The 21,510-nt window shown below is 67.1% G+C and carries 13 protein-coding genes; 7 read left to right on the top strand and 6 right to left on the bottom strand.

From position 1 onward, the window contains the following. The first annotated feature begins 1,004 nt into the window (after positions 1 to 1,004). Genes CETAM_RS01070 through CETAM_RS01055 form a run of 4 tightly spaced genes read left to right on the top strand, consistent with a single transcriptional unit; the run spans position 1,005 to position 8,631 of the window. Positions 1,005 to 2,420, top strand: a complete 1,416-nt coding sequence (locus tag CETAM_RS01070) for an FAD-binding oxidoreductase (RefSeq protein WP_156226684.1) — start codon at positions 1,005 to 1,007, stop codon at positions 2,418 to 2,420. A gap of 19 nt (positions 2,421 to 2,439) precedes the next feature. Further along, a complete protein-coding gene (locus CETAM_RS01065) occupies positions 2,440 to 3,201 on the top strand; it encodes a decaprenylphospho-beta-D-erythro-pentofuranosid-2-ulose 2-reductase (protein WP_156226683.1) in 762 nt (253 codons plus the stop codon). A gap of 2 nt (positions 3,202 to 3,203) precedes the next feature. Further along, complete coding sequence (locus CETAM_RS01060) at positions 3,204 to 5,204, top strand: galactan 5-O-arabinofuranosyltransferase (RefSeq protein ID WP_156226682.1); 2,001 nt, start codon at positions 3,204 to 3,206, stop codon at positions 5,202 to 5,204. Between the two features lie 16 nt (positions 5,205 to 5,220). Further along, entirely contained in the window at positions 5,221 to 8,631 is a 3,411-nt protein-coding gene (locus tag CETAM_RS01055) for an arabinosyltransferase domain-containing protein (protein WP_197085769.1), read from the top strand. 131 nt (positions 8,632 to 8,762) lie between these two features. On the opposite strand, the gene CETAM_RS01050 is transcribed toward CETAM_RS01055, so the two are convergent. Both CETAM_RS01050 and gltB read right to left on the bottom strand, forming a co-directional pair. Beyond that, positions 8,763 to 10,262, bottom strand: coding sequence for a glutamate synthase subunit beta (locus CETAM_RS01050; RefSeq protein WP_156226681.1), 1,500 nt, complete (start codon positions 10,260 to 10,262; stop codon positions 8,763 to 8,765). Beyond that, positions 10,255 to 14,763: a glutamate synthase large subunit gene (gltB, locus tag CETAM_RS01045; RefSeq protein WP_156226680.1), complete on the bottom strand. Its 4,509-nt coding sequence runs from the start codon at positions 14,761 to 14,763 to the stop codon at positions 10,255 to 10,257. Before gltB ends, CETAM_RS01050 begins: the two co-directional genes overlap by 8 nt. A gap of 225 nt (positions 14,764 to 14,988) precedes the next feature. Between gltB and CETAM_RS01040 the strand changes: the two genes are divergently transcribed. Continuing rightward, a complete protein-coding gene (locus CETAM_RS01040; protein WP_156226679.1) occupies positions 14,989 to 15,381 on the top strand; it encodes a DUF1622 domain-containing protein in 393 nt (130 codons plus the stop codon). On the opposite strand, the gene CETAM_RS01035 is transcribed toward CETAM_RS01040, so the two are convergent. From CETAM_RS01035 to CETAM_RS01025, 3 genes are read right to left on the bottom strand one after another with little or no spacing between them, the layout of a single operon-like run. Further along, positions 15,353 to 15,862: a DUF3253 domain-containing protein gene (locus CETAM_RS01035; RefSeq protein WP_156226678.1), complete on the bottom strand. Its 510-nt coding sequence runs from the start codon at positions 15,860 to 15,862 to the stop codon at positions 15,353 to 15,355. The genes CETAM_RS01040 and CETAM_RS01035 overlap by 29 nt on opposite strands. Next, positions 15,859 to 16,728, bottom strand: coding sequence for a PrsW family intramembrane metalloprotease (locus CETAM_RS01030; protein WP_156226677.1), 870 nt, complete (start codon positions 16,726 to 16,728; stop codon positions 15,859 to 15,861). The genes CETAM_RS01035 and CETAM_RS01030 overlap by 4 nt, the downstream gene beginning before the upstream one ends. After that, the gene (locus tag CETAM_RS01025; protein WP_156226676.1) at positions 16,725 to 17,336 is read right to left on the bottom strand and encodes a hypothetical protein; all 612 of its coding nucleotides are present in this window, start codon (positions 17,334 to 17,336) and stop codon (positions 16,725 to 16,727) included. The genes CETAM_RS01030 and CETAM_RS01025 overlap by 4 nt, the downstream gene beginning before the upstream one ends. A gap of 43 nt (positions 17,337 to 17,379) precedes the next feature. Between CETAM_RS01025 and CETAM_RS01020 the strand changes: the two genes are divergently transcribed. Continuing rightward, complete coding sequence (locus CETAM_RS01020) at positions 17,380 to 19,320, top strand: M13 family metallopeptidase (protein ID WP_156226675.1); 1,941 nt, start codon at positions 17,380 to 17,382, stop codon at positions 19,318 to 19,320. A gap of 97 nt (positions 19,321 to 19,417) precedes the next feature. Beyond that, on the top strand, positions 19,418 to 20,860 hold the full coding sequence (locus CETAM_RS01015) for an HNH endonuclease signature motif containing protein (RefSeq protein WP_156226674.1): 1,443 nt from the start codon (positions 19,418 to 19,420) through the stop codon (positions 20,858 to 20,860). On the opposite strand, the gene CETAM_RS01010 is transcribed toward CETAM_RS01015, so the two are convergent. Further along, on the bottom strand, positions 20,857 to 21,477 hold the full coding sequence (locus CETAM_RS01010; protein ID WP_156226673.1) for a CG0192 family protein: 621 nt from the start codon (positions 21,475 to 21,477) through the stop codon (positions 20,857 to 20,859). The genes CETAM_RS01015 and CETAM_RS01010 overlap by 4 nt on opposite strands. Positions 21,478 to 21,510: the final 33 nt, after the last annotated feature.

Here is a 21,510-nt window from a genome sequence, read left to right as displayed (position 1 = left end):
ATAAATAATGATGCAAGCGCAGCCAAGGCTGGCGCGGCCATCCTTTCCACGCCGCGAGGGGTCCCCGCGCCCGTCGGAACGAACCCCCGCCCCGGGCGGAGAGCATTGCCGCCGGGAGGCGCGCCAGGAGCGCTTCGCGGCGCGTCAGGACCAGAGGCCCCGCCCAGGAATCACAAAAAAGCTCCCACCGTGGCGAACCACGGGGGAGCTTCTAAAGTCAGCCTCTCAGGGAAAATCCTGCCCATGGACAGGATTCAAACGGTGAGGCCGGGACTCAGAGAGTCTTAGAACAGGCCAGCGATGCTGTCCAGGACGGTGACGATGGCGTCGAAGAAGCCGCCGACGAACTCACCGAAGATGTTGACGACGTCAGAAGAAAGCTCGAACATATTGATCTCCTAGATCCAATCGAATGACACGAGCCTTATGGTCCGTGCCGTTGATCCAAGAGTGACACATCACGGCCAGCGCATTCAAGTCGCCGAACCATTTTCGGGCAGCAGAAAGTGGGCCTTCAGCGAAGGCCTGAGTCGACATATGTCAAGGTCATGTGCGTTAAATTAACGGCCGCTTAGCGGCGAGAAAGAACTTTTAAGACAGGACCAAAAACGCCCCTTTTTGGGGGAGATTCTCATTTAGGCAATCCTCGGCGGTCGACACCGCCCAGCCACCCGGACAACTTCGGCCCGATGCCGGAACCACTGCCCTGTGAGAACTTAAATCTGAAAATAGCACTGCTATCGGATCTCCACAACGAGACGTTTCATTTCGCCGGAAACCCAGTCACCCAGTCACCCCCGGCCACCCCCGGCTGGTTGAGAAAATCGCGCCGGCCTGGAATTTTCCGGAGTTCCACCAGGCCCCACCCCGCCAGTTCCACCCGCTGCCTATTTGTGAAATTGGTCGCACCAATGAGAAATTCCCTGCTTCCGGGCCTCTGATGTCGGGACGCACCGCTACGCTGGGTTCCGCTCATCATTCCTGTCGAAAGAAGAATTCGGAAGATGGAACTTCAGACCACCACCCAGTCCCTCACCGGATGGGGCCGTACGGCTCCATCCACGGCGCACGTCCTGGCTACGCCTGACGTCGAGAAGATCATCGCGGCCGTGGCGCAGGTCGCCGACGACAACGCCGACAAGCCCGCCCACCTCCGCCGCGGCGTCATCGCACGCGGCATGGGACGCTCCTACGGCGACCCGGCGCAGAATGCCGGCGGCCTGGTCGTCGATATTCAGCCGCTGAACAAGATTCACTCGATCGACCCGGATTCCGCCATCGTCGACGTCGACGGCGGTGTGACCCTCGACCAGCTGATGAAGGCTGCGCTCCCCTACGGCCTCTGGGTTCCGGTCCTTCCGGGCACCCGTCAGGTGACCATCGGTGGAGCGATCGGCCCGGATATCCACGGCAAGAACCACCACTCCGCCGGTTCCTTCGGCAACCACGTGACCTCCATGGAACTGCTGGTGGCCGACGGTCGGGTCCTGCACCTGGAGCCGGAGGGCTCCGCAGATGACCCGGACGGCACGCTGTTCTGGGCGACGGTCGGCGGTATGGGCCTGACCGGCATCATCCTGCGGGCCACGATCCGGATGACCAAGACGGAGACCGCGTACTTCATCTCGGACACCGACCGTACGGAGAACCTCGAGGAGACCGTCGCGTTCCACTCGGACGGTTCGGAGCACAACTACACCTATTCTTCTGCGTGGTTCGACGCGATCAGCCCGGAGCCGAAGTTGGGTCGCGCCACCATTTCCCGTGGTTCGCTGGCCACCCTGGACCAGCTCAAGGAGCTGGCCCCGAAGCTGGCGAAGGATCCGTTGAAGTTCAACGCGCCGCAGCTGATGACGGTGCCGGACATCTTCCCGTCGTGGACGATGAACAAGCTGACGATGAACGCCATCGGCCAGGCCTACTTCATGATGGGCTCCCCCGCGCGCAACCAGATCAAGAACCTGACGCAGTTCTACCAGCCGCTCGACCTGATCGGCGAGTGGAACCGCGGCTACGGCTCGGCCGGTTTCCTGCAGTACCAGTTCGTGGTGCCGATGGACGCCGTGGAGCCGTTCAAGGAGATCATCCGCGACATCCAGCGTTCCGGCCACTACTCGGCACTCAACGTGTTCAAGCTGTTCGGTCCCGGTAACCGCGCCCCGCTGTCCTACCCGATGCCGGGCTGGAACGTCTGCGTGGACTTCCCCATCCGTCCGGGCCTCAACGAGTTCCTCGACGACCTGGACCGACGTGTCATGGAATTCGGCGGTCGACTGTACCTGGCCAAGGAGTCACGCACCTCCGCAGAGAACTTCCACCAGATGTACCCGGGCATGGAAGGCTGGCTGAAGACCCGGAACGAGATCGACCCCACCGGTGTCTTCGCTTCCGACATGTCTCGCCGCCTCGAACTGAACTAGCACAGGAGTCCCAGAAAATATGCTCAACGCAGTGGGCCAGGCCCAGAACATTCTGCTGCTCGGCGGCACCTCCGAGATCGGTCTCGGTATCGTCGCTGAATTCCTCGACCGCGGCCCCGCCCGCGTGACGCTGGCAGCCCGCAAGGACTCCCCGCGTGTCGCGGCCGCAGTGGACCAGATCATCGACGCCGGAGCTACCGAGGTCGACGTCGTCGACTTCGACGCCACCGACTTCGCGTCCCACCCTGCGGTCATCGACGCCGCATTCGCGCACGGTGACGTGGACGTGGCCATCGTGGCGTTCGGCACCCTGGGCGACCAGGAGGCGCTGTGGCAGGACCAGGCCGCGGCCGTCGCCTCCGCACAGACCAACTACACCGGCCCCGTGTCGGTGGGTGTGCTGCTGGGCCAGCGCTTCAAGGAGCAGGGCCACGGCACGATCGTCGCCCTGTCCTCGGTCGCGGGCGTACGCGTGCGCCGCTCGAACTTCGTCTACGGCGCCTCCAAGGCAGGCGTCGACGGCTTCTACACCCAGCTCGGCGAGGCCCTCCGTGGCACCGGCGCGAAGGTGCTCGTGGTCCGCCCGGGTCAGGTCCGCACCAAGATGTCCTCAGGTGGCAAGGAAGCACCGCTGACCGTCGACGTCGACGACGTGGCCAAGGCAGCCTTCGAGGGTGTGGTGAAGGGCAAGGACATCATCTTCGTCCACCCGGCTTTCGAGGCCGTCGCCGCAGTGTTCAACGTGATCCCGCGAAAGATCTTCCGCAGGCTACCCTTTTAGGCATGCCAACGACCACCGAGGACTACACCACTGATCAACTGAGCCGGCGAGGAACCCTGACGGGTATCGCCGTCGCGGGATTCGCGGGTGCGGTGGTCACCCTCGCCGCCTGGTTGATCCTCCGGATGACCAGTTGGCCGGCGTTCAACACGTCGAACATGACGTTCGCGTTGTCGACGGCCGTGACCGTGGCCACCCTCGTGTCGGTGGGCGCGCTCACCATCGCCTGGCTTCTCGACGAACAGAAGGTGACCCGGCGCCAAGAAGCGGACGGGGCTCAGCCGGGGATCCGGCGGCCACGGTGGCGTGTGGTCCTCACCTACGTCGTCGCCTACCTGTCGCCCGCCGCGCTGGTCATCTCCACGACGGCGATTCCGCTGTCCGCGACGCGCCTCTACCTTGACGGCATGCAGGTTGACCAGCGTTTTCGCACGCAGTTCCTCACCCGCATGACCGAAACCTGGGCCAACCAGGACATGAACTACATCGACCTGCCCAGCTACTATCCTTTGGGCTGGTTCTGGGGTGGCGGAAGACTGGCCAACCTCCTCGGCATTCCGGGGTGGGAGGTCTACCAGCCGTGGTCGCTGATCTCCTTCGCCGTGGCCGGCTGCATCCTCATTCCGGTGTGGCAGCGACTGACCGGTTCGCTGCCGGTGGCGGTGGCGATCGCGCTGGTCACCCTCTGCGTCACCCTGGTGATGGGCCCGGAGGAACCCTACGGCGCGATCGTCGCCATGGGTGCGCCGGCCGCCACCGTCATCGTCGGGCGGGCACTGCTGGGTTCCTGGTTCGCCACCGCCGCGATGGTGCTCTTCCTGGGGGTGTCCGCGACCTTCTACACCCTGTACACGGGCGTGGTGGCGTTGTCGGTGGTGGCCACCGCCGCCCTGTTCGCTGCCCTGTTCTTCCGTTCCTGGAAGCCGCTGGCCCACCTGGTGGTCATCGGCGTGGGTTCGATCCTCATCGCACTGATCACGTGGGGGCCGTACCTGTGGCTCACCGTCTCAGGGCATCCGACCGAGGGTTCCGCGGCCCCGCACTACCTGCCGCTCGACGGCGCGCAGATCCCCGTGCCCTTCCTCTCCCTGTCTGTGGTCGGTCTCCTCTGTCTGTTCGGCCTGATCTGGCTGGTCGTCCAGGCCACTGACCTGGACGCCCGCAGCATGGGCATCGCGCTCGTGGCCTTCTACCTGTGGGCCGTCGGTTCCATGGTGTTCACCCTGGCCGGAACAACGCTGCTGGGTTTCCGCATCGACGTCCTCATCGTGCTGCAGCTGGCCACCGCCGGTGTCCTCGCGCTCGCACAACTGCGACTGGTCGGCGTCGAAACCCTCTACCCCGACAGTCTCAACGCACGCGCCCGCCGCTACGTCACGGTGGTGATGGTGCTCATCCTGTGCGGCGGCGGCCTGCTCTACGCGCAGCAGATCCCGGTGGAGAACCAGCGCGCCATCGACCACGCCTATTCCGACACCGACGGCTACGGCGAACGTGCCGACCGCTTCACCCCGGACTCCAGCAGCTACTACCCCGAGATCGACGCGGAGATCCGTTCCCACGGACACGATCCCCTGGACACCGTGTTGTTCACCGACGAGATCAACTTCCTCTCCTTCCACCCGTATTTCGGATTCCAGGCCTTCACCAGCCACTATGCGAACCCGTTGGGCCAGTTCAAGGCACGCAACGAGACCCTCAACGACTGGGCGGCCGGCTCGTGGGAGGAACTGTCGGATCCGGAGGACTTCGACGACGCGCTCAAGGGCACCCCGTGGCGCGGGCCGGACGTCTTCATCCTCCGCGGCACCCTGGATGAACCTGCAGGTGACGGCCTGGACGCGGGATGGAAGTCCCACCTCGCCGAGGACATCTACCCCAACAATCCGAACGTCCGCTACCACGGCATCCATTTCAACCCGGAGGTGTTCCGTGCGGATATGTGGCATACCTCCCAGATCGGCCCCTTCGTGGTGGCGACCCGGGTAAAGAACCCGGCCTGACGTAGACTCCACTTCTGTGTCTGCAACTGCCGTGTCTAACCGTGAGACGTCACCAGCTACCCCGAGGGGCCGGGACATCGCCCCGGAGTGGCTGAAGAACGTCGCGATCATTTCGGGCCTGCTCGGGTTCGTCCTGTTCCTGCTGACTCCCTTCCTCCCGGTCAACCAGACCCAGTCGTCCTTCTCCTGGCCGCAGGGAGACAGCCTCAACTCGGTCAACGCCCCGCTGGTGTCGTTCTCGCCCGAGCGCCTCGACATCGCGCTTCCCGTCGCCGGCGCCATGGAAGGCCTCCGGGACGGCCAGTCCCTCCTGTTGTCGACCCTGCCCGCCGATTCCACCGACGCCACCTCACGCGGCCTGTTCGTCCGGTCCTTCGACGGTGGTCTGGACGTGGTCGTCCGCGACCAGGTCCCCTTCGAACTCACCGAGGACGAGGTGGCCGAGCTTCCCGACGACGCCGTGCTCACCATCTCCTCCACCGAGGATGAGACGGTCGTCTCCATCCCGGGCGTGCGTGACTCCGAGGGCGAGCCCCTCGAGGGGGTAATCGACGAGGAGGACGTCCGCCCGCAGGTCACCGGCATCTACACGGAGATCGACGACACTGACGGCAACTACTCCTCGCTCGTCGAGGCCGGCCTCACCGCCGACGTCGAGATCAACTCACGGTTCACCTCCACACCGTCGGCCCTGAAATACCTCGTCATGTTCAGCGGCCTGGCATGCGTGCTGGTCGCACTCTGGGCGCTGCACCGGATGGACCGCCTGGACGGGCGGTCGTCGAGACGCTTCCTTCCGGAAGGCTGGTGGCGTCTGCGTCCCCTCGACGGCGTCGTCGGTTTCGTCCTCTTCTACTGGCACATCTTCGGCGCCAACACCTCGGACGACGGTTTCATCCTCACCATGGCGAGGGTCTCCGAGAACGCCGGTTACATGGCGAACTACTATCGCTGGTTCGGCGTCCCCGAATCCCCCTTCGGCTCGCCGTTCTACGACATGCTGGCCCTGATCAGCCAGGTTTCCACCGCCTCCGTCTGGATGCGTGTGCCGGCGCTCATCTCCGGGCTCGTCATCTGGTTCGTGCTGTCGCGGGAGATCATCCCCCGCCTCGGCGCGCGTATCGACGGCCGACAGGTCGCCCACTGGACCGCCGCCATGGTGTTCCTGGCCTTCTGGCTGCCCTACAACAACGGCACACGCCCCGAGCCGATCATCGCCATGGGGGCGCTGCTGACGTGGGCCTCCTTCGAGCGCTCCATCGCCACCTCGCGCCTGCTGCCGGCCGCCATCGGCGTGATCATCGCGACGATCGCACTCGGTGCCGGACCCACCGGACTCATGGCGGTCGCCGCCCTCCTGGCCTCCCTGTCCAGCCTCATCCGCATCATCAACCGACGGCTGCCGCTGCTCGGCGCGGGCGCAGGGGCGTCAAGAAGCACGATCTTCAAGGCGGTCGCCGCGATGATCGCGCCGTTCCTTGCCGCCGGCACCGCCATCCTGCTCGCGGTCTTCGGCGACCAGACGCTGGCATCCGTGATGGAATCCATCCGCGTCCGCTCCGCCAAGGGTCCCGCCCTGAACTGGTACGAGGAATGGGCCCGCTACCAGACCCTCATGGAACAGACCGTCGACGGCTCACTCACCCGCCGCTTCGCCGTGCTCATGCTGTTCCTCTGCCTGGCTATCGTCATCGCCGCGATCCTGCGCAACGGCCGCGTCCCGGGTGCCGCGAAGGATCCCTCGCACAGGCTGGTGCTGATCATCTTCGGCACCATGTTCTTCATGATGTTCACGCCGACCAAGTGGACCCACCACTTCGGCGTGTACGCGGGCATCGCCGGAGCCCTGGCGGCGCTCGCCGCCGTGTCGCTCAGCCACATGGCGCTGCGCTCGACCCGTGCGCGCACCCTCATGATCGGCACCGTGATCTTCCTCATGGCGATCTCCCTGGCCGGTATCAACGGCTGGTGGTACGTCTCCAGCTTTGGCGTCCCGTGGTTCGACAAGACCGTGCAGTTCAAGGGCTTCGAGGCCTCCACCCTGGTCCTGTTCATCGCCCTGGCGGTCCTGGTCCTGGGTACGCTCCAGTCCTTCGTCAGCGACGTGCGTACCGCACGCGCCGAACAACAGGGGACACTCAAGCAGCTCGAGGCCGAGGAAGCCCGCAAACGCTCCCGCTGGACCGGCGTCGCCGCTGCCCCCATCGCCGTGGCCAGCGCATTGATCGTCCTGTTCTCCATGGCGTCCTTCGCCAAGGGTTTCATCTCTCAAACGCCGGGCTACTCCATCGGCATGGGCAACCTGCGTTCCCTGACGGGAAACACCTGCAGCCTCGCCAACGACGCCCGCGTGGAGACCAACTCCAACGACTCCTTCCTCACCCCCGTCGGCGACGTGGAACTGGGCGACTCCCTCGAATCCGAGGACAACCGCGGCTTCGAGGCCAACAACGTCCCGCCGTCCATCAGCCAGGACGCAGTCTCCACCGCCTCCGTCGGCGCCATCGCCGACTCCGACAACGCCGGCGGTTCCGACGAGGCCACCGGCCAGGAGACCGGCAACACCGGCGGCGTGCGTGCAGACATCGGCGTCAACGGCTCCCGCGCCAGGCTCCCCTTCAACCTCGACTACTCACAGGTCCCGGTCGTGGGCTCATGGACCTCCGGACCGCAGTACCCCGCCAGCATCACCACCGCCTGGTACGAACTGCCCGAGCACACCGACGAAGCCCCACTCATCGTCGTCTCCGCCGCCGGCCGCATCGAACACCATGACATCAACGGCGTGCTTCACGACGGCCAGGAACTCACCCTCGAGTACGGCGTCCGCGGCGACAACGGCCGGGTGACCGACGTGGACGAAACCGAGCTCCTCGACATCGGCCCCCAGCCGTCCTGGCGCAACCTCCGTCTGCCCATCGACGCATTGCCCGACGAGGCCAACGTCATCCGCATCACCGCGACCGACCTCAGCCTCGACCCCGAGCAGTGGCTCGCCTTCACCCCGCCCCGCGTTCCCACCCTCGACTCCCTGAACAACGTCATCGGTTCCGAGGACCCCGGCCTGCTCGACTGGTCCGTCGCCCTGCAGTTCCCCTGCCAGCGCACCTTCGACCACTACGCAGGTGTCGCCGAGATCCCCGAGTTCCGTATCTCCCCGGATCACCCGGGCAAGTCAACGCTGACCCCGTTCCAGGACTACGACGGCGGCGGCGTCATGGGCACCGCCGAGGCCGTCAACTCCTCCTACGAGCTGCCCAGCTACACCCACCTCGACTGGCACCGCGACTGGGGTTCCATCGAGATCTACGAACTGCGCCCCAACTCCGCCGGCGACGTCCCGGAAGAGGCCGAGATCGACTACGAACTCATCCAGCGCCCCGGTTGGTGGAAGCCCTCGGAGATGAACATCAACACGGGTGGCTAGGTAGCAGCACCCGAAGAAGCCCGGTGCGGGATCGTCCCCCACCGGGCGTTTCCAACTCGCTCCCCCCTCAGGCCCGCTCACGGCCCCGGGAGCGGGCCTGAGGGGGTGCGGAGTAGAAGATCCGGCCTCTGTCAGACCCCCAACGGCCGGTCCGTGGGGGTCACGGCGGCAGGAAGGGCGGTCTCGCCCATGAGGTCGGCGTCCACGGCTGCGGCGGCGGCGCGCCCCTCGGCGATGGCCCAGACGATGAGCGACTGACCACGTCCGTTGTCGCCGGCGACGTAGACGCCGGGGACAGTGGAGCGGTAGGACTGGTCCCGCACGATGCGGCCCTTCTCGTCGATCTCCACGCCGAGTTCGGCATGCAGTCCATCGCGGGAAGCGCCGACGAAGCCGAGCGCGATGAGGACCAGGTCGGCCGCCACCTCGAAATCGGTGCCCTTCACCGGGATGCGTCGGCCGTCGATGACCTTCACCTCGTTGCCGTGGATCGTGCTCACGTGGCCGTCCACGCCGGAGAAGGAGACGGTGTTGACGGAGAACATACGGTCCCCCAGTCGAGAGCCCACACCCCGGGAGGCCAGACCGAGTGCCACGATCTCATCGGCGGACTCGTCGCCGGTGATGACGTACTCGCCCTCCTCGTGGGCGGTGGCCTGCCGCCAGACCAGGGGGTGCATGGGCCAGGGGGTGGAGGCGGCGCGTTGGCGGGGCGAGCGGGGGCGGATGTCGAACTGCGTCACGCTGGCCGCACCCTGGCGCAGGGCGGTGCCGAAGCAGTCGGTGCCGGTGTCGCCGCCGCCGATGATGACGACGCGCCTGCCGCGGGCGTCGATCGGCGGAGTGTCGGAGGAGGCCAGGGGCAGGTACTCCATGGCCTGGTGGATGCCGCGGAGTTCGCGGCCCGCAACGGGGAGTTCCCGGGGGACGGGGGTGCCGGTGGCGAGGACGGTGGCGTCGAAAAGCGAGAGGTCGGCGGCGGTCGGTGACGTTCCGGTGCGGAAGACGGTGCCTTCGGCGCGCATCTGGTCGAGACGACGGTCGATGAAGCGGGACTCCATCTTGTACTCGGGGACGCCGTAACGCATGAGGCCACCGGGCTTCTCATCGCGTTCGAAGACGGTGACGCTGTGCCCGGCGCGCGTGAGCTGCTGCGCGGCGGCCAGACCGGCGGGGCCGCTGCCTACGACGGCGACGGACATGCCGGTGCTGAAGCTGGGGACCGCGGGAACGTCCCAGCCCTCCTCGAAGCCGCGTTCGGCGATGGCGAGTTCGATGTCCTTGATGGTCACGGCGTCGTCGTTGATGCCGAGCACGCAGGCGCCTTCGCAGGGGGCGGGGCACACGCGGCCGGTGAACTCGGGGAAGTTGTTGGTGGCGTGGAGCCGGTCCCAGGCCTCCTTCCACCGGTCCTGGCGGACCAGGTCATTCCATTCGGGGATGATGTTGCCCAGCGGGCAGCCTGCGTGGCAGAAGGGGACGCCGCAGTCCATGCAACGGGAGGACTGTTCGGTGTGTTGGCCTGCGGATTCATGGTCGTGGACTTCCCGCCAGTCCAGGAGGCGGAGCGGGACGGGCCGGTGTGCGGGTTCGTTGCGGCGGTGATTCCGGAAGCCGTGCGGGTCAGCCATGGTGGACAACCTCCTTGGTGTGGATGAGGGCGTGTCGGTAGTCGCGGGGCATGACCTTGACCAGGTCACGCGCCTGCCAGGGGGTGGTGGAGCCGGTGAGTCGACGGTGGCGGTCGATGATGTTCTCGAGGAAGTCGATGTCGCTCTCACTGAGCTTCTCGACGTCCACCAGCCCCGGGTTGATCTTCCTGTCGAGGTCGCCGACGGGAGCGAGGTAGGCGATGCCGCCGGACATGCCTGCGCCGAAGTTGTCGCCGACCTCACCGAGGACGAGGACGCGGCCACCGGTCATGTACTCACATCCGTGGTTGCCGATGCCCTCGACGACTGCGGTGGCGCCGGAGTTGCGCACGCAGAAGCGTTCGCCCACGCCGCCGCGGATGAAGATCTCACCGCTGGTGGCGCCGAAGCCGATGACGTTGCCGGCGATGATGTCGGGGGTCTCCCCCGTGAGCTGGGGAGGTGATTCCGGGTGTGGGCGGACGATGACCCGGCCGCCGGACAGCCCCTTGGCGACGAAGTCATTGGCGTCACCGACCAGGTCGAGGGTGAGGCCGGCGGGGATGAAGGCACCGGCGGAGTTGCCCGCGGAGCCGGTGAGCGTGACCCGCACGGTGTCCTCCGGCAGGCCACGGCCTGCGGTCAGGCGGGTGATGCGAGAACCGGTCAGGGTGCCCACGGTCCGGTCGACGTTGTGGATCGGGTAGGCCAGGTCGATGCGGGAGTGCGCGCCGGTGGCGGCGGATTCGATGGTGGCGGCGGCGTCGGAAAGCAGTCGTTCATCGAGAACTCCCTCGAGGCCGGTCTCCTGTCGGGTGGTGCAGCGCGGGGCCTGTCCGGGGAAGAAGGGGGATTCGGGGGTGTGCAGGAGCGGGGAAAGGTCGAGTCGGGCGGCGCGCGGGTGGGCGGTGACGAAGGCGTCGTCGGTGCGCTGACGCAGGATCTGGGCCTGGCCGACGGCCTCGTCGATGCTGCGGAAACCCAGTTCAGCGAGGTGCTCGCGGACTTCCTCGGCGAGGAAGGTGAAGAAGTTGACCACGTGCTCGGCACGCCCGCTGAACTTCGCGCGCAGTTCCGGGTTCTGGGTGGCGATGCCCACGGGGCAGGTGTCGAGGTGGCAGACGCGCATCATGATGCAGCCCTGGACGACCAGGGGTGCGGTGGCGAAACCGAACTCCTCGGCGCCCAGGAGGGTGGCGACGATGACGTCTCGGCCGGTCTTGAGCTGGCCGTCGCACTGCACGCGGATGCGATCCCGCAGGCCGTTGAGGAGCAGGGTCTGCTGGGTCTCGGCGAGCCCGAGCTCCCAGGGGCCGCCGGCATGCTTGAGACTGGTCAGGGGGGAGGCGCCGGTGCCGCCGTCGTGGCCGGAGATGAGGACGACGTCGGCGTGTGCCTTGGCCACGCCTGCGGCGACGGTGCCCACGCCCTGCTCGGCGACGAGTTTCACGTGAACCCGTGCATCAGGGTTGGCGTTGCGCAGGTCGAAGATGAGCTGGGCGAGGTCCTCGATGGAATAGATGTCATGGTGCGGCGGCGGGGAGATGAGCCCGACGCCGGGCGTGGTGATGCGCACCTTGGCGATCCAGGGGTAGACCTTCTCCGGCGGCAGCTGACCGCCTTCGCCGGGCTTGGCGCCCTGGGCCATCTTGATCTGGATGTCGGTGCAGTTGTTGAGGTAGTGGCTGGTCACGCCGAAGCGGCCTGAGGCGACCTGCTTGATCGCGGAGCGCTTCCAGTCGCCGTCGGGGCCGGGCTGGAAGCGCTCCGGATCCTCGCCGCCCTCGCCGGAGTTGGACATGCCGCCGAGCCGGTTCATGGCGATGGCCAGCGTCTCATGGGCCTCGGCGGAGATGGAGCCGTAGGACATCGCCCCCGTGGAGAAGCGCTTCACGATGGCGCTCACGGGCTCCACCTCCTCGAGCGGCACCGGCGGGCGGTCGGGGGTGAACTCGAGCATGCCGCGCAGGGTGGCCAGTCGGGTGGACTGCTCGTCGACAGCGCGGGTGTAGTCGCGGAAGATGGCGTACTGGCCGGTGCTGGTGGCGTGCTGCAGCTTGAAGATGGTCTCGGGGTTGAAGAGGTGGTACTCCCCTTCGCGACGCCACTTGTACTCGCCGCCCAGATCGAGCTTCCGGTGGGCGAGCTCCTCGGGTCGGGGCAGGAACGCGGAACGGTGGCGTGCCTCGACGTCGGCGGCCAGCTCCGCCAACCCGACGCCGGAGATCGGGGAAGGAACGCCGCCGAAGTAGGTGTCCAGGAGGTCCCTGGACAGGCCCGTCACGTCGGCGAGCTGGGCACCGCGGTAGGAGGCCACGGTGGAGATGCCCATCTTGGACATCACCTTGAGTACCCCGGTGGCCGCGGCGGTGACGTAGTTGGTGCAGGCCTCATCGAGGCTCAGCTGGCCGAGCCTGCCCTTCATGCGCAGCTCGTCGATGGTCTCGAAGGCCATGTACGGGTTGACGGCGTCGGCGCCGAAGGCGACGAGCATGGCCAGGTGGTGCACCTCGCGGGCGTCACCCGACTCGACGATCAGGGAGGCCCGCGTGCGGGTGCGCTCGGCTACCAGGTGCTGGTGCACGGCCGAGGTGAGCAGGAGGGACGGGATCGGGGCGAAGCGCTCGTCGGACTCACGGTCGGAGAGGACGATGAGGGAGGCGCCGCCACTGATGGCTGCGCCCACCTCGCGCAGGACGCGGCCGATCGCCTCGCGCATGCCGGCACCGTGGTGGGCGACCGGGTACAGACCGGAGATGACCTCCGCGTGGAAGCCCGGCCATTCGCCCTGGTCATCGGCGTGGACCAGGGTGGCCAGGTGATGGTTGTCGATGACGGGGGCGTCGATACGGATGCGGCGCGCGGCGTCGGCCGTCGGGTTGAGCACGTCGGACTGGGCGCCGAGGAGCGTGACCATGGAGGTGACGGGCTTCTCGCGGATCGCGTCGAGCGGCGGGTTGGTCACCTGGGCGAAACGCTGGGAGAAGAAGTCGTAGAGCATGCGTGGGCGGCTGGAGAGCGCCGCGATGGGCGTGTCTGAACCCATGGATCCGATGGCCTCGGCGGAGTTCAGCGCCATGGGGCCGATGATCAGTTCGACGTCCTCCTCGGTGATGCCGAAGACACGCTGACGCAGCACCGCGCGCTCGTGCGGCATGTACTCGTAGCGGGTCCTGGGCAGGTCGTCGAGAGGCACGAAGTTCCCGGTGATCCACTCGCCGTAGGGGGCGGTGGTGGCCAGCCGCTCCTTGATCTCGCTGTCCTCGACGATGCGCCCCTCGGCGGTGTCGACGAGGAACATCTTCCCGGGCTGCACACGGGTCCGCTTGATCACGTTGGCGGGTTCCACCTCCACGACGCCGGCCTCGGAGGCCATGATCACGGTGTCATCGGCGGTGATCCAGACGCGGCCGGGGCGCAGGCCGTTGCGGTCGAGGACGGCACCGATGAGCGTGCCGTCGGTGAAGGCGACGGCCGCCGGCCCGTCCCAGGGCTCCATGAGGCAGGAGTGGTACTCGTAGAAGTCCCGCAGCTCAGGATCGATGGTGGGGTTGTGCTCCCAGGCCTGCGGGATCATCATGGCCACGGCGTGCGGGAGGGAATAGCCGCCGAGGTGGAGGAGTTCGAGGGCTTCGTCGAAACGCGCGGTGTCCGAACCCGTGGGGGTGCAGACGGGCAGGACGCGCTCGAGGCTGCCGAGCTCCACCGAGTTGATCAGGGCCTCGCGGGCACGCATCCAGTTCTCGTTGCCGGTGACGGTGTTGATCTCACCGTTGTGGGCGACCAGGCGGTACGGGTGCGCCAGCGGCCAGGAGGGGAAGGTGTTGGTGGAGAAACGTGAGTGAACGAGTGCCAGGGCGGACTCGAGGCGCGGATCGCTCAGGTCCGTGTAGAAGGTCGCGAGCTGCGGGGTCGTGAGCATGCCCTTGTAGATGATGGTGCGCGCGCTCAGCGAAGGGAAGTACACGGTGTCCTCGCCGTTCTTCGAACCGAGTTCGCGCTCGCAGCGCTTACGCACGAAGAACATCACCCGGTCCAGTTCGATGCCGGCGTGGTCGTCTGCGGCGAGGAAGATCTGGTGGAAGGACGGCATGGCGGCCAGCGCCATCGATCCCAGTCCGGTGGGGTCGACCGGGACCTCGCGCCAACCGAGGACGGTCGCGCCCTCCGCTGCCGCGATGCCCTCGATTTCGCGGCGGGCATCGAGCCAGGCCATGCGGGCGGCGGGGAGGAAGGCGATGCCGGTGGCGTAGGTTCCGGCGGCGGGCAGCTCGAAGTCGAGGACCTCGCGGTAGAGGCCGTCCGGGATCTGCAGCAGGATGCCGGTGCCGTCGCCGGTGTCGGCTTCCGCTCCCGCGGCCCCGCGGTGGTCGATGTTGGCCAGGATCTGCAGGCCCTGGTCCACGATGCTTCTCGACGCCCGTCCGCGCAGGTCAGCAACGAAGCCGACGCCGCAGGCGTCGTGTTCGTGGGCAGGATTATAGAGCCCCTCTGGGTGCATGGTTGCCTCCTCGCAGTTATCTGTCTGTCGATCTACAGAAAACTACATCCGAGCCTGTCGCGCAATAGGTAATAGGTCGGGAGTGAGAGATTTCACTGGGTTCCCCGGCTGCGCCGACAGGGAAGACCTGGCCTCACCACCCCACAACGCGGGCTACCCTTGAGTCAGACACTGACGGCCCCACTCCCCCGCACCCGGCACCGCCCACCAGAAGAGGGACAGAGAATGTCTTTTCAAGAAGCAATGGAGACCACCGGGAAGATTGTCGATGTTGCCGGGGTCGTGGCGATCGTCCTGGGCATAGTCGTGGCGAGCCTCATCGCCGGCGGCGCCCTGCTCCGCAGACGGAGAGACCAGGACATCTACCACCGCTACCGGCAGCGGCTGGGACGTTCCATCCTCCTCGGTCTGGAACTGCTCGTCGCCGCCGACATCATCCGGACCGTGGCGATCACCCCCACCTTCACATCGGTGGGGGTCCTGGGGCTGATCGTGCTCATCCGGACCTTCCTCAGCTTCTCCCTGGAACTGGAGATCACCGGCCGCTGGCCCTGGCAGAAGGAACCGAAGCCCGCCCCGGCGCAGGCCGTCAGTCCGGCAGGTTCGGCTGGAACCTGAGACCCTCCCCCGCCACGATCCGGACCGCCCCACCGACCTCGGCGCACTCCACGTCGAGGTCCTTGTGCATGATCCTGACCACGCCCTCATCCCGCAGGTCCGCGGCCACGTCCCGCACTGCCGTCATGAGATCACGCCATTGATCACCACCGACCACCCTGGCGACTTCGCCGGGACACAGCGACCCTTCACCACGGGCCCGCGCGAGCGTCCTGATCGTCGCGGCGATGCGCTCCCTGCGCCCCTCCCCGGTGGGCTCCCACCACGGGTCGCCCCGCTCACCCAGGGCCACTTTCGCGTCGTGGACCATCACACGCGCGGCGTCCTTGTGCGTGCGGACAAGACGCCGCCCGGTCATCAGCGCGGAGACGAGCTCGGATCGCAGGGCTTCGGGAATCGACGGATCCGCCGCACGCCACCGCCGACCCTTGACCACGATGTAGCGGCCGTCCTCCGTGTGTTCCACGCCCCCGCTGGTCATGTGCCCGCCAGCTGCCCCACCGAGGTGAGCGGCACCGGTGTGAAGGCATAGGACCGGTCCGCCCGGCAGGCCTTGTGCGCGCGGATCCACACCACGATGATCAAGGGGTACATCACCAGCGAGACGACGATGTAGTTGGCTATCATCATCCAGCCCGCCGGGTAGAGCAGATTCCACGCGAAGTGCAGGGCGAAGGCCACCAGCAGCCAGCCGGCGGCGGTGCGCAGACGCCAGGAGGTGGATCGATTCGCGGTGAATACCGCCAGGCCGAGGCCCCAGCCGGCGAGCGCAGAGAAGATGATGTGCAGCCCGGGGCCCGCGAATACGCGGACCCCCCATATCTCCAGGGCACCGACGGCATCCGTGTTCGGGTCGAGCAGGGCGCCGAAAGCCCCGTAGAGGGCGTTCTCGGTGACCTCGAAGCCGAGGCCGACCACCGCGCCCGTCATCAGACCGTGCCAGGGCCGGTTGAGGGCCCGGAAGCTGAAGAGGATCACCCCGACGCCGAGCGCCTTCGAGATCTCCTCCGGGTACGCCCCGCCCAGGGACGCCACCAGGAACTGCAGGCCGAGGCGGTCGGTGATCGCCATGACGGGGACACCGCCGATCATCACCAGCAGAAAACTCACGCCACCACCCCACAGGAGCGCGGCCGCGACCCAGCGCCAACCCGCGCCGACGCGGTCCGGCCACATCGGCGAACGGCTCAGCAGCCACAGCACGAGAGCGAGGTAGAGCACCGCGAACAGCACGCTCAGGGAGGCTCCCACCGGGGACACGAGGAAGTTCACCCCGATGAAGTACAGGAAAACCGGGGCACCCAGGATCATGCCCAGCACCAGCGACACACGGAACAACCGGCTCATCGGGAACCCACCTGCACCATCTCGAAGGGAACGACGATCTGCCCGCTGTCCTCGAACGTCGGGACGGCGATCGCCTCCTTGACGATCTCCGGCAGACCCTGCCCCGTGAACTTCCCCCACACCGTGTCGGCGATGGGGACGATCTGCTCGCCGGGGCCGGTGAGCACCGCCACCATGGTGAGTCCCTCGTGCTCCCCCGTGCCTTCCAGGGACATGCCCAGGGAGCTGGAGCGGGCGTCGATGAGCATGCGGGCGTCGCCCTCCCGGAGGATCTCGGCGCCCGCCGGAGGAAGACCGGAGGAGATGGCGCGCATCATGCGACGCAGGGTGCGGTCGGGATCCGTGCCTCCTTCCGCGATCATCGTCGCCACGGAGACGGAACCGCAGGTCCAGCCCTCCACGAGCACGTCCGTGTCGGGGCGGCACGTCAGATCCAGCGGGATCGACCAGCTGTAGCCGGTCATCCCGAGGCGGACGTCCGATGAAACGGCCCGCGTCGGCACGATCGGGAGCAGCACGGCGGGCAGCAGCAGGACGACGGCGGTCACCCCGAACAGCGACCACCACCATCTGTTGTCCGTGGTCGGCTGGAGGCGATAGGAACTCATGGATCACAGACTATCGGGGTTGGGCTCGCCTAGAGTTGGGTGCATGAATGACCTCTACGCCTACGTCAACGGCCCCTGGCTCGCCACCCACGTGATTCCCGAGGATCGTGGCGTCGACGGCACCTTCCACAAGCTTCGCGACGACGCCGAACTCGACGTCCACAACATCGTGGAGACCGATACCGGTCGCGCGGGCACCCTGTTCTCCTCCTTCATGGACGTCGACGGCGTCAATGCCGCCGGCATGGCCCCCCTCGACGCCGACCTCGACCAGCTCAGCGTCGCCGACGCGGTGGAGTTCGCGAAGCGGCTCGGCGAGCTCGAACGCCTCGGCGTCGCCGCCCCGCTCACCTTCTGGGTGGAGAAGGACTCCAAGTCCGAGGACGCCATCGCCTACCTCGTCCAGTCCGGCCTCGGCCTGCCCGACGAGGCCTACTACCGCGAGCCGCAGCACGCGTCCGTCGTCGCCGCTTATCGCCGCCACGTCGCCGACATGCTGCAGTTCCTCGACCCCGCCCGCCTCTTCGGGCTGAGCCCCGAGGTGGCGACCGAGCGCATCGTCGCCCTGGAGACCGAGATCGCCGCCGGCCACTGGGACGTGGTGTCCACCCGCGACGCCGTGAAGACCTACAACCCGACCGACTTCGACAAGCTGCCCGGCATCATCCGCACCCTGCTCGCGGGTACCGGCCTGCCCACCCAGCGTGTCGTCTCGATGATGCCCCCCTACGTCGACCACCTCGCGGGCCTGCTCACCGACGACCGCCTCGCCGACTGGCAGCTGTGGGCCACCTGGCACATCCTCCGCTCCCGCGCGGGTGTGCTTCCCGAGGAGGTCGGGGCCAGGAACTTCGAGTTCTACGGCACCCTGCTCTCCGGCGCGACCCAGCAGCGCGACCGGTGGAAGCGCGGCGTCGGGCTGGTGGAGTCCCTGGTCGGCCAGGAGATGGGCAAGGTCTTCGTGGAGAGGCACTTCCCGCCCAGCTCCAAGGAGGACATGCTCGAGCTCGTCGACTACCTCGTGGAGGCTTACCGCAGGCGCATCGCCCAGCTGCCGTGGATGACCGAGGCCACCCGCGGGCGCGCCCTGGAGAAGCTCGACCAGTTCAAGGCCAAGATCGGCTATCCCGACGTGTGGCGCTCCTACGAAGGCCTCTCCTTCGGCACAGGAGGCGGCTCGCTCCTGGACAACGTCCGTGCCGCCTCCGCATTCCTGCAGGATTACGAACTGAACAAGATCGGCAAGCCGGCGGATCGCGAGGAATGGTTCACCACCCCGCAGACCGTCAACGCCTTCTACAACCCCGTGGTCAACGACATCACCTTCCCCGCCGCCATCCTCCGCCCGCCCTTCTACTCGCCCGAGATGGACGCCGCCGAGAACTTCGGCGCCATCGGCGCCGTCATCGGCCACGAAATCGGCCACGGTTTCGATGACCAGGGCTCACAGTACGACGGCCACGGCAACCTCCGGTCCTGGTGGACCGACGAGGACCGCGCCGCCTTCACCGGCCTCACCGACAAGCTCATCGCCCAGTTCAACGGCCTGATCCCCTCCGTGCTCCGCGACGCCGACATCGAGTCCGAGGGCGTCAACGGCGAGTTCACCCTGGGCGAGAACATCGGCGACCTGGGCGGACTCGGCATCGCGGTCGCCGCCTACCACCTCTACCTGGAGGACCGCGGCATGACGTTCGAGACCTCTCCGGTCCTTCCGTTCGTGGTGGAGGGCGGGGATCCCGCACTCGCCGAACGTGAGTTCAACGGCCTGCAGCGCCTGTTCCTCTCCTGGGCACGAATCTGGCGCACCGCCATCCGCCGGGAGCAGGCCCAGCAATACCTGGCGATCGACCCCCACTCCCCCGCCGAGTTCCGCTGCAACGTCATCAGCGCGAACATCAACGAGTTCTACGAGGCATTCCCCGAAATCCGGGAGGGCTCTCCGATGTGGATCAAGCCGGAGGACAGGGTGACCATCTGGTAGAAAATATGTTCTATTTCCTGGGTTGACAAGCCCTTCCCGTGAGGTATCATCGAACATGTAGACGGAAGATGTTCGGGAGCGCTTCACGGGGGTGGGCATGTCGACGACACAACACGCAGCAGACCTGGTGGCCCAGGTTGCCGCCGGCATGACCGGCCTCTCCGAGCTGATGGCCGACCCCGCCCGCGTGGTCTTCGACGAGGTCGCCGACTCCTTCGAGGAACTCGAACGAGTGCTCAACGCCAAGGCCGCCCTCGACGCCGCCTTCGCCTGGCTGGCGGAGCAGTCCCCGGAAGCCGGGCAGCGGGTCGGCTCCACCCGAGGTTTCGATTACCTGCTGGCGGGCCTGGGGCTGTCGAAGAAGGAGGCCGCCGCGAGGCTGCGCACGGGACGTCATCTCTTCGACCCGCCGGCACCTGCCCCGGCGCCTGCGCCCGAACCGGCGGAGTCGGAGGAGGAGCACCGGGCGAGGGAGGCCGCGGAACGGGAGAAGGCCGACAGGGAGCGGAAAGCCCGGGAGGAGGCCCGCAGGCGGGCTCAGCACCGCTCCGCGGAGATCCTCGGGGTGATCAGTCAAGAACTGGCCAACCTCAACGAGCACGCCGATCCCGGGTCCGCACAGCTGTACAATCTGGCGCTGGCCGAGGCCGGGCGACGCACCCCGGAGGACCTGCGGTCCTGGCTGCGCGACAAAGTCACCCAGGCCAACCAGGCAGGCATGCCCGACCTGTTGGCGGCTTACCGTAAACGCTTCCTCCACCTGGGGGAGGCGGATGCTGACGGCGGGCGCCGGGTCACCGGGTATCTCCCGGCCGGGGACGCCGCAAAACTCGCGGCGGCCCTGGCACCGGGGCTGCGGGCCGGGGTGAACCTGCCGGACCCCACAGGCAAGGATCCCCGGACACTGTCCCAGCGGGCCGTCGACCAGCTCTCGGTGGTCCTGGACCGGTACCTGGCCAACCAATCGACGGCCACCCGCTACGGGGTGGGGTCGGTGTTGTTTTCCGTCACCGCCGAGGACGTGGAGTCGCTGTCGGCGCATTCCACGTTCAGCACCAACACCGGGGACACGCTGAACCTGATCGACGTGCTGCGCCTGGGGGCGGCGAAATTCGATGTGATGGCACTGCATGACACCGACGGCCAGCCCTTGGCACTGGGGCGTGGGGTGAGACATGCGAGTTTCTTCCAGAAGGTCGCCCTGTTCGCCGCGCAGGGGGTGTGCGGGTGCCCGGACTGCGTTACCGCCGCGGTGCACGGTGATGCCCACCACCTCAAGCCCTGGGACCGGGGCGGGCCGACGGATCTGGTGAACCTGATGCTGATCTGCCGGCCGCACCACGCCGACAACGACGACTCCCGCTCGGGGGCGGGCGGGAAAGGCCATGCCGATCGGTGCCCGACGACCGGACGGGTGGGTAGACGGGCTGGGCCTGGCCAGCCGCTGCGGTTCAACACCACCCATGCGCAGGACCGGTCCGCCGGAGCCAGAATCAGGAACAGACGGGACAAGGCCCCCGCGGACCGGGCGGCAGGCTAGGCCCGGATGCTCAGCTCGGCGACCACGCGCTGCTTTTCCGGCATCGACGGCAACCAGCCGATCAGGTGGAGACGCGGGGTGTTGGCGTCGACACCCGTGGTGTTGCGGCGACGCAGCAGGTGCGGGAGGCGGAGCTCGAAGGAACGCACACGACCGTCGATGTTCACGGTACCCAGGGCGCGCTGACGCGTGACCTCGCGGAGCTCGACATCCCGGACCTCGACCTTGTCCTCCGTACCGGAACCCCGGAGGTTCAGGACCGCAGGCACGCCATCGGAACGGGTCGCGCCGTCATCCCCCTCAAGGATGGTGCGGATGAACTGGGCCACAGCCACCGGATCCCCGAGGGCGTTCGACACCCACCGGCGGCCGAGTACGCTGTGCGTCATCTCGGTGAGCGTGTGCTCGGGGCTGATTTCCTCCGCACGGTAGGTCACGGGAAGCTGGACGGTGCGGCCGTCGATATCTGAACCGACGAGCACTTCAATTCCCACCTCATCGTCGGGATCCACCAGACGGTAGGAACCGAGAAGAGTCACGATCCCCGCGAACCGGACCGCGATATCTTCTTTGGATGGGCTGAGTTCTGCCTGGTGGATGTGCGCTACACCGCTCATAGATGTACTCCTGCCTTCCGTGTCTGTGTTTGT

The organism is Corynebacterium comes (genome assembly GCF_009734405.1).
GTDB classification, from domain to species: domain Bacteria; phylum Actinomycetota; class Actinomycetes; order Mycobacteriales; family Mycobacteriaceae; genus Corynebacterium; species Corynebacterium comes.
Note: the sequence above shows the minus strand (reverse complement) of the source record. Positions and strands in the feature narration are given on the sequence as shown.